At 71.7% G+C, this 3499-nt stretch carries 3 protein-coding genes; 2 read left to right on the top strand and 1 reads right to left on the bottom strand.

The features are described 5' to 3' along the window. Positions 1-192 precede the first annotated feature (192 nt). A complete protein-coding gene (locus tag F8279_RS29420; protein ID WP_151501686.1) occupies positions 193-1356 on the bottom strand; it encodes an acyl-CoA dehydrogenase family protein in 1164 nt (387 codons plus the stop codon). 247 nt (positions 1357-1603) lie between these two features. Between F8279_RS29420 and F8279_RS29425 the strand changes: the two genes are divergently transcribed. Together F8279_RS29425 and F8279_RS29430 are read left to right on the top strand one after the other, a co-directional pair. Beyond that, the gene (locus F8279_RS29425) at positions 1604-3031 is read left to right on the top strand and encodes a UDP-glucose/GDP-mannose dehydrogenase family protein (protein WP_091418570.1); all 1428 of its coding nucleotides are present in this window, start codon (positions 1604-1606) and stop codon (positions 3029-3031) included. Between the two features lie 162 nt (positions 3032-3193). Continuing rightward, the coding region (locus tag F8279_RS29430; RefSeq protein WP_151501687.1) for a hypothetical protein at positions 3194-3499 on the top strand (306 nt) is incomplete at its 3' end.

Consider the following 3499-nt stretch of genomic DNA (forward strand, 5'->3'; position numbering starts at 1 on the left):
AGGCCCCCGCACCGCCGCCGCCCACGCTCGCGTACCCCGAGACCCCCCCCGAACCCCTGCCCCGCCGCACCGGCAGCGAGTCGCCGTGGTCCGCGCCCCCGCGCGGCGCGGGCCGGCCGGAGGGCACCGAGAGCCGTTGAACGAGCGCGGGCGGGCAGGTGTCACCTGCCCGCCCGCCCGAACGCCCTGCGGTCAGCCCTTGAGCAGCTGGCGCGCCATCACGATGCGCTGGACCTGGTTGGTGCCCTCGTAGATCTGGGTGATCTTGGCGTCCCGCATCATCCGCTCGACCGGGTAGTCGCGGGTGTAGCCGTAGCCGCCGAGCAGCTGGACCGCGTCCGTGGTGATCTCCATGGCGGCGTCCGAGGCGAAGCACTTCGCGGCCGCGCCGAAGTAGGTCAGGTCCGCGTCGCCGCGCTCGGACTTGCCGGCGGCGGCGTACGTGAGCTGCCGCGCCGCCTCCAGCTTCATGCCCATGTCGGCGAGCATGAACTGGATGCCCTGGAAGTCGGCGACCGCCTTGCCGAACTGCTTGCGCTCCTGGACGTAGCCCTTGGCGTAGTCCAGCGCGCCCTGGGCGATGCCGACCGCCTGGGCGGCGATGGTGACCCGGGTGTGGTCCAGCGTCTTCATGGCGGTGGCGAAGCCGGTGCCCTCGGCGCCGATCATGCGGTCGGCCGGGATCCGGACGTTGTCGAAGTAGACCTCGCGGGTGGGCGAGCCCTTGATGCCGAGCTTCTTCTCCGGGGCGCCGAAGCTGACGCCCGGGTCGGACTTCTCCACCACGAACGCGGAGATGCCCTTCGACCGGGCTGTGGGATCGGTCACGGCGAACACGGTGTAGTACTCGGAGACGCCCGCGTTGGTGATCCACCGCTTCACGCCGTTGAGCACCCAGTGGTCTCCGTCACGTACCGCCTTGGTCGTCATCGAGGCGGCGTCGCTGCCCGCCTCCGGTTCGGAGAGGCAGTAGGAGAACATGCCCTCCCCGGCCGCGACCGGGGTGAGGTACTTGCGCTTCAGCTCCTCGGAACCGGCCAGCAGCAGCGGCATGGTGCCCAGCTTGTTCACCGCCGGGATCAGCGAGGACGACGCGCAGGCCCGGGCCACCTCCTCGATCACGATGGCCGTGGCCAGCGCGTCCGCGCCGGCGCCGCCGTACTCGACCGGGATGTGCGGGGCGTGGAAGTCGGCCGCGCGCAGAGCCTCGTAGGAGGCCTTGGGGAACTCACCTGTCTCATCCGCCTCGGCGGCGTGCGGAGCCACCTTGGCCGCACAGACCTCACGGACCGCCTCCCGGATCGCCTCGTGCTCCTCCGGCAACCGGTAGACGTCGAACGACTGCTCTGCGGCCATGTCGGCCCTCCCCTTTCACCGCTATCATGCGCAGTCTGTGCCGCCCAGGGGCCGACGACTGCCGCAAACTGAAGGATAGCCACCGGCCCCGGCCGAACCTTACCGGCGGGTAGGCTCGCGCCCGAGCCTCGACCGCCCGACCCCATTACCCTCACAGCAGACATCCAGTTCCCTCGGTGCCCGGCCTCGGCGCCCCAGCAGAATGCGACGCGTGGAAGCGCCGCCAGTGCGAGCGGAGAAGACAGGCGTGACGATTCCGTACCCGAACACCCAGCCGATGCCCGCCATCGCCGCGGTGACCCCGCCGTCCGGCGCCGCCCGCCCGCGGGTGACGTTCCTCGGCACCGGCTACCTCGGTGCGACCTACGCCATCTGCTACGCGGAGCTGGGTTACGAGGTGCTCGGCTTCGACGTGGACGCGGACAAGATCGCCAAGCTCAACGCGGGCGAGGTGCCGATCCACGAGCCGGGCCTCGACGAGCTGCTGCGCCGCAACCTGGCCGCCGGCCGGCTGCGGTTCAGCACCGACATGCAGGAGACCGCCGACTTCGGCGACGTCCACTTCATCTGCGTCGGGACCCCGCAGCGGGCCGACGGGATGGGCGCCGACCTGTCGTACGTCGAGGCATCGGTGACCAGCCTCGCCCAGCACCTGACCCGCAAGGCGCTGATCGTCGGGAAGTCCACCGTGCCGGTGGGCACCGCCGAGTGGGTGGAGCAGCTCGTCGGCAAGCACACCCCGACCGACCTCGGCGTCGAGGTGGCGTGGAGCCCCGAGTTCCTCCAGGAGGGCTTCGCCGTCGACGACGTGCTGCGTCCGAACCGGATCGTGGTCGGCGTCAAGAGCGAGTGGGCCAACGGCATGCTCTTCGCCGCCCACAAAGGCGTCTTCGACCTCGCCGCCACCGAGGACCGCGAGGTGCCGCTGGTGGTCACCGACTTCGCCACCGCCGAGCTGGTCAAGGTCGCCGCGAACGCGTTCCTCGCCACCAAGATCTCCTTCATCAACGCGATGGCCGAGGTCTGCGAGGCGGCCGGCGGCGACGTCACCCAGCTCGCCCGCTCGATCGGCTACGACCCGCGCATCGGCAACCGCTTCCTCCAGGCCGGGCTGGGCTTCGGCGGCGCCTGCCTGCCCAAGGACATCCGTGCCTTCCAGGCCCGGGCGCAGGAGCTGGGCGCCGGTGAGGCGCTGCGCTTCCTGCACGAGGTCGACCTGATCAACCAGCGCCGCCGCAGCCGCGTCGTGCAGCTCGCCGCCGAACTGCTCGGCCGCCGCTCCGGCCCGGCCGGACCGGACCTGTCCGGCACCCGGGTCGCGGTGCTCGGCGCCACCTTCAAACCCAACACCGACGACGTACGCGACGCGCCGGCGCTCGCGGTCGCCTCGCTGCTCGGCAAGGCCGGCGCCGACGTGCACGTGTTCGACCCGCAGGGGATCGAGAACGCGCGCCGGGCGGTGCCCGAGCTGACGTACGCGGAGAGCATGAACGACGCCGTCCGCGGCGCCGACCTGGTCTGTGTGCTCACCGAGTGGGCCGAGTTCCGCAACGCCGACCCGGTCGCCCTGGGCGAGCTGGCGAACGGCCGCAAGGTGGTCGACGGGCGCAACTGCCTCGACTCGACACTGTGGACGCAGGCCGGCTGGGAGTACCGCGGCATGGGCCGCCCCTGACCCGCTGACCGTGCGGACCGGCCGCCGGGGAACGTCTCCCCCGCGGCCGGTCCGTTTTTGTTGTCCGGAACGCGGCGGCAACTGTCGAAATCCCGGCCCACTCAAGGCATGCTGCCTCTGGGAGGTCCACAGTGCGGGGGCACGGGCGGACGGGAGACTGTCGTGGAGAGCTTCAGGTGCGCCTCGTGCGGGCAGGACATCAAGCCCGCCGTCGTCTGCCCGCAGTGCGGCGCGCACCAGCCCCAGTGGGCCGAGCACCTGGCCGACATCGAGCGCTCGATCGCCGAGATGAAGGCCCGCGACGCCGAGATCGCCCGGGAACAGCGGCAGATCGCCGCCAAGATGCAGGCCGCCCTCTTCCAGCGGGACATACTGGCGCACGCCGGTGAGGAGCGGATCCGGCAGGCCACCCGGCCGCGACGGGTACTGCGCCGCCGGCCCGGCCGCCGCCCGCCCACCGCCGCCACC

Source organism: Micromonospora sp. AMSO1212t (assembly GCF_008868145.1).
In the GTDB taxonomy this organism is placed as follows: Bacteria; Actinomycetota; Actinomycetes; order Mycobacteriales; family Micromonosporaceae; genus Micromonospora; species Micromonospora tulbaghiae.

What these genes read in the sequence shown, in the direction of transcription:
- F8279_RS29420 (WP_151501686.1), bottom strand. Translation starts at nt 1,356, where the DNA reads ATGGCCGCAGAGCAGTCGTTCGACGTCTACCGGTTGCCGGAGGAGCAC.